This window comes from Brevundimonas sp., from assembly GCF_036677305.1.
In the GTDB taxonomy this organism is placed as follows: Bacteria; Pseudomonadota; Alphaproteobacteria; order Caulobacterales; family Caulobacteraceae; genus Brevundimonas.
Map to the genome: position 1 here is coordinate 1 of NZ_JAKFEB010000078.1, position 4,540 is coordinate 4,540.

Sequence of the window (4,540 nt, forward strand, 5' to 3'; positions counted from 1 at the left end):
TCGACCTTGCGGCCCAGCGATTCACGGTAGGCGACCTGGGGCTGACCGATCGTGGCGTCGACCTTGTAGGTGCGGCGCAGGATGTCGATCTTGATGTCCAGGTGCAGCTCGCCCATCCCCTTGAGGATGGTCTGGCCCGACTCGTGGTCGGTCGAGACGGTGAACGAGGGATCTTCCGAGGCCAGCTTGGCCAGGGCGACGCCCAGCTTCTCCTGGTCGGCCTTGGTCTTGGGCTCGACCGAGATCTCGATCACCGGCGCCGGGAATTCCATCTTCTCGAGGATGACGGGCGACTTCAGGGGATCGCACAGGGTGTCGCCGGTGCGGGTGTCCTTCAGGCCGGCCAGGGCGACGATGTCGCCGGCGTAGGCTTCCTTGATGTCCTGACGGTCGTTCGAGTGCATCAGCAGCATGCGGCCGACGCGCTCCTTCCGATCGCGGCTCGAGTTCAGCAGGCCCATGCCGGTTTCCATCTTGCCGGAATAGATGCGGCAGAAGGTCAGCGAGCCGACGAACGGGTCGTCCATGATCTTGAAGGCCAGGACCGACAGGGGTTCGTCGTCCGAGGCGCGGCGAACGATCGGCTCTTCCGTCTTGAAGTCGATGCCCGGGGTCGGCGGGATGTCCACCGGCGAAGGCAGGTAGTCGACGACGGCGTCCAGCAGCGTCTGCACGCCCTTGTTCTTGAAGGCCGAGCCGCACAGGATCGGGTAGAAGGCGCCGGTCAGCACGGCCTTGCGGATGCACTTCTTCAGCACTTCCAGCGAGGGCTCGGTGCCGTCCAGATAGGCTTCCATCGCCTCGTCATCGAGCTCGACGGCGTTGTCGATGAGGTACTGACGGGCGGCGACGGCCTTGTCCATCAGGTCGTCCGGGATCGGGCCGACGGTGAAGTTGGCGCCCAGGGCGTCGTTGTCCCAGACCACCGAGTTCATGGCGACGATGTCGACCAGGCCCGACAGCGAGGATTCCGAACCGATCGGGAACTGGATCGGCACGGCCTTGGCGCCCAGACGGTCGCGGATCGACTGGACCGAAGCGTCGAAGTCGGCGCCGATCTTGTCCATCTTGTTGACGAAGACGATCCGCGGCACGCGGTACTTGTCGGCCTGGCGCCAGACGGTTTCGGTCTGCGGCTCGACGCCGGCGTTGCCGTCCAGCACCGTCACGGCGCCGTCGAGCACGCGCAGCGAACGCTCGACTTCAATGGTGAAGTCCACGTGGCCGGGGGTGTCGATGATGTTGAGGCGCTTCTCTTTCCAGAAGGCGGTCGTCGCGGCGGACGTGATGGTGATGCCGCGTTCCTGCTCCTGGTCCATCCAGTCCATGGTCGCGGCGCCGTCGTGGACTTCGCCGATCTTGTGGGACTTGCCGGTGTAGAACAGAATCCGCTCGGTCGTCGTCGTCTTGCCCGCATCGATGTGGGCCATGATGCCGAAGTTGCGGTAGTCCTCGATCTTGTGCGTGCGGGCCATGAAAGCGTGCCTTGAAGTGAGTTCAGGACGCGTTGCGCGCCCTCGGGGAGATCGTCGATGTTCGGATAAGCGGGCGCGGGCGATTTAGCTCAAACCGCCCGCGCCGGATAGTCACTAGATAGGCGCCGAACGCGGCGCCTTGAAGGCGTTTACCAGCGGTAGTGGCTGAAGGCGCGGTTCGCCTCGGCCATCTTGTGGGTGTCTTCGCGCTTCTTGACCGCGGTGCCGCGGTTGTTCGAAGCGTCCAGCAGCTCGGCGGCGAGCTTTTCGGTCATGGTGTTCTCGCCACGCTTGCGCGCGGCGTTGACCAGCCAGCGGATGGCCAGGGCGCGGCGGCGATCGGGGCGAACCTCGACCGGCACCTGGTAGGTGGCGCCGCCGACGCGACGCGACCGGACTTCGACGGCCGGAGCCACGTTGTCCAGGGCGGCGTGGAACGTAGCGACGGGCTCCTGTTCCTTCTTCTTGTCGGCCAGGATCTCGAACGCACCGTAGACGATGTTCTCGGCGACGGCCTTTTTGCCCTCGTACATGACGTAGTTCATGAACTTGGTGACGATCAGATCCTTGTATTTGGGATCCGGCAGAACTTCGCGCTTCTGTGCGCGGTGACGACGGGACATGGGCTTGGCCTTCTAAATCGGTGTCGGACGGCTGGCCTGGACCAGCGAATGGAATGGAGCGATCGCTTACTTCGGACGCTTGGCGCCGTAGTGCGAACGGCGCTGCTTGCGATCCTTGACGCCTTGCGTGTCGAGCACGCCGCGCAGGATGTGGTAGCGAACGCCGGGCAAGTCCTTGACGCGGCCGCCGCGGATCAGGACCACCGAGTGCTCCTGCAGATTGTGGCCTTCGCCGGGGATGTAGCACACGGCTTCGATGCCGGTGGTCAGGCGGACCTTGGCGACCTTACGCAGAGCCGAGTTCGGCTTCTTCGGGGTCGTCGTATAGACGCGGGTGCAGACGCCGCGGCGCTGGGGGCAGCCCTTCAGGGCCGGCACCTTGTTGCGCACCGGCTTCGGTTGGCGCGGCTTGCGGATCAGCTGGTTGATAGTCGGCATGGAGTCTCGGTTCTCTTCAATCGATGGGGGCGTGTGCCTTTCGGCCGGAGCGCCCCGGTGAGCCTTCTTTTCGGACGACGCTGACGCGCCGCCCCGGGTTTGATCTCGAGCCGACAGCGCGACCGCCAAACGAAAAAACCGGAACGCGCGCTTCGGGCGTTCCGGCGGGCACAGCCCGTCCGCTCAATTGTCACGATCCCGGAACCCGGCGAACCGGGAGCCTCGAAAGTGGGGGGCTTCTACGCGCGAGGGCGGCCGGGGTCAAGGCCGGCGCTGCGATCCTCATGGAACCGCGTGGTGACGCTGACCCTCTGGCCTTCGCGCCAGTTTGCGCCCGGGCGAACCTTCGCCCTGGCCGCGGCCTCCATCGCCGCCTCGGCGAAGCCGCAGCCGGGCACCGTCTCCTCGACGACGCGGCAATCGCTCAGGGCCCCGTCCCGGGCGCTCAGGCACGACAGGGTGACCGAGGACGTCCGGACGCGACACTGCTGCGGTTTGGACTCGTCCCATGCCGGAGAGGCGCAGCCCGAAACGGCGGCCGCAAAGGCCATGATCCCCAGTCGCCGCATCGCCGTCCCCCCTTCGCACTCCGGCGAGGCGATAACACACACGGCCCCAATACCGCCACGCTCGGCACGCCAGATACGCGTATGGCGGGTGTTCAGGGCATGAAAAGGCCGATCCGGTTGTGGCCCGCCCGCACGGGGTACTGGCGCACGCCGGCGATCGTGCTCCTGTCGCTGGGATTGCACGCCGCCGTCCTCGGCTCTCTGGCGCTGAAGGCCTTCGACCCTCCCCGGCAGTATGGCGATGGCGGCCTGGACGATCCGATGTTCCCGCGGCCGCTCATCTATCTCCGGATCGAGCCCCGACCCCTGCTCCGAGGCGAAACCGCCCGAACCCGCGAGACGCCGAGACCCCCACAGCCTGTCGAGACCATGGCCGACGCCGGCACGCGGGTGACGGAGGCGCCCGGCGCGACGGGGTCCGCCGACGCGGGAGACCGGCGGATCCAGCCCACGCCGCTTGCGTCCGCGCCGGAGGTTCCGGCCCGGCGCGCAGGCGTGGGCGTCCTGTCCTGGCCCGCTCATCCCCGCCCCCCCGGCGACCGCATGGGCCGGAGCCTCCGCACCAGTCTCGTCGGTTGCGCCTCTCCCGGTCTGCTCGACACGGCCGAACAGGCGCTGTGCGATGAAAGGCTGGCCCGGCGCGCCTCGCTCGCCCGCGATCCCGGACCGCCGCCGAACCAGGACCGGGACGAGGCTTTCGCCCGTCAGGCCGAGGCGAACGACGCCTGGCGGGCCTATACGCGCGACGAAGGCCCCTATCCCGGACTACGATCCCTGTTCACCCAACGCTAGCGCCCCAATGCCGCCATGCTCGCCACCTCCAGTGAACGTCGAACGCAGAGGGGCGGATGAGAAAGCCTGAGCTGATCTGGCCGCCCGGGGCTGAAAGCTGGCGCAAGCCCGCGATCGTCGCGGCCTCCCTGCTCCTGCACGCGGGCCTTCTGGCCTGGATCGGCCTGCGTACCATGGGGCTTGGGACCCCGCTCCCGGACCAGGGCCCCGTCGTCTACGTCCAGCTGGAGCCACGGCCCCTGATGGCCGACGAGACGCCGCGCCAGCCCGTCGCGGCCCGCCAGGTCGAGGCCCCGCCCCTGGCCCGCGCCATGACCGCGCCGAACCTGCGCGACGAGGACGAGGACGAAACCCCGTCGCCCCCCTCCCCGCGCCTTGCGGCCCCGGCCCCCAACGCGCCGCCGGCCCCGGCTGACGGCTGGACCGTCCGCCCGCGCACGCTGGGCGACCGCATCGGCCAGGGCCTGCGGACCAGCCCCGTCGGCTGCGCCTCCCCCGACCTGCTCAGCGCCGCCGAACGCGCCATCTGCGACGACCGCTTCGGCCGGCGCGCCGCCGCCGCCCGCCCGATCGAGGGCACGGGCAATCCGGAACGCGACGCCCGCTTCGCCCGCGAGGGCGCCCGCCGCCTGGCCGAATACGA

Annotated in this window: 6 protein-coding genes; 2 read left to right on the top strand and 4 right to left on the bottom strand. The window is 68.4% G+C overall.

Annotation, left to right across the window (positions count from 1 at the left end; all coding sequences use genetic code 11):
• The 4 genes from fusA to V6M42_RS04570 all read right to left on the bottom strand — a co-directional run.
• A partial coding sequence (fusA, locus tag V6M42_RS04555) for an elongation factor G (protein WP_332677448.1) occupies positions 1–1,475 on the bottom strand: 1,475 nt, incomplete at its 3' end.
• A gap of 149 nt (positions 1,476–1,624) precedes the next feature.
• The gene (gene rpsG / locus V6M42_RS04560; RefSeq protein WP_055832312.1) at positions 1,625–2,098 is read right to left on the bottom strand and encodes a 30S ribosomal protein S7; all 474 of its coding nucleotides are present in this window, start codon (positions 2,096–2,098) and stop codon (positions 1,625–1,627) included.
• Positions 2,099–2,164: 66 nt separating this feature from the next.
• A complete protein-coding gene (gene rpsL, locus V6M42_RS04565; RefSeq protein WP_055832311.1) occupies positions 2,165–2,536 on the bottom strand; it encodes a 30S ribosomal protein S12 in 372 nt (123 codons plus the stop codon).
• 239 nt (positions 2,537–2,775) lie between these two features.
• Positions 2,776–3,105, bottom strand: coding sequence for a hypothetical protein (locus V6M42_RS04570; protein WP_332677450.1), 330 nt, complete (start codon positions 3,103–3,105; stop codon positions 2,776–2,778).
• A gap of 99 nt (positions 3,106–3,204) precedes the next feature.
• Here V6M42_RS04570 and V6M42_RS04575 point away from each other — a divergent pair, with 99 nt between their 5' ends.
• Both V6M42_RS04575 and V6M42_RS04580 read left to right on the top strand, forming a co-directional pair.
• Positions 3,205–3,897, top strand: coding sequence for a hypothetical protein (locus V6M42_RS04575; RefSeq protein WP_332677452.1), 693 nt, complete (start codon positions 3,205–3,207; stop codon positions 3,895–3,897).
• Positions 3,898–3,953: 56 nt separating this feature from the next.
• Positions 3,954–4,540: hypothetical protein (locus V6M42_RS04580; RefSeq protein ID WP_332677454.1), on the top strand; the 587-nt coding region annotated here is incomplete at its 3' end.

What these genes read in the sequence shown, in the direction of transcription:
- rpsL (WP_055832311.1), bottom strand. Translation starts at nt 2,536, where the DNA reads ATGCCGACTATCAACCAGCTGATCCGCAAGCCGCGCCAACCGAAGCCG.
- rpsG (WP_055832312.1), bottom strand. Translation starts at nt 2,098, where the DNA reads ATGTCCCGTCGTCACCGCGCACAGAAGCGCGAAGTTCTGCCGGATCCC.
- V6M42_RS04575 (WP_332677452.1), top strand. Translation starts at nt 3,205, where the DNA reads ATGAAAAGGCCGATCCGGTTGTGGCCCGCCCGCACGGGGTACTGGCGC.
- V6M42_RS04570 (WP_332677450.1), bottom strand. Translation starts at nt 3,105, where the DNA reads ATGCGGCGACTGGGGATCATGGCCTTTGCGGCCGCCGTTTCGGGCTGC.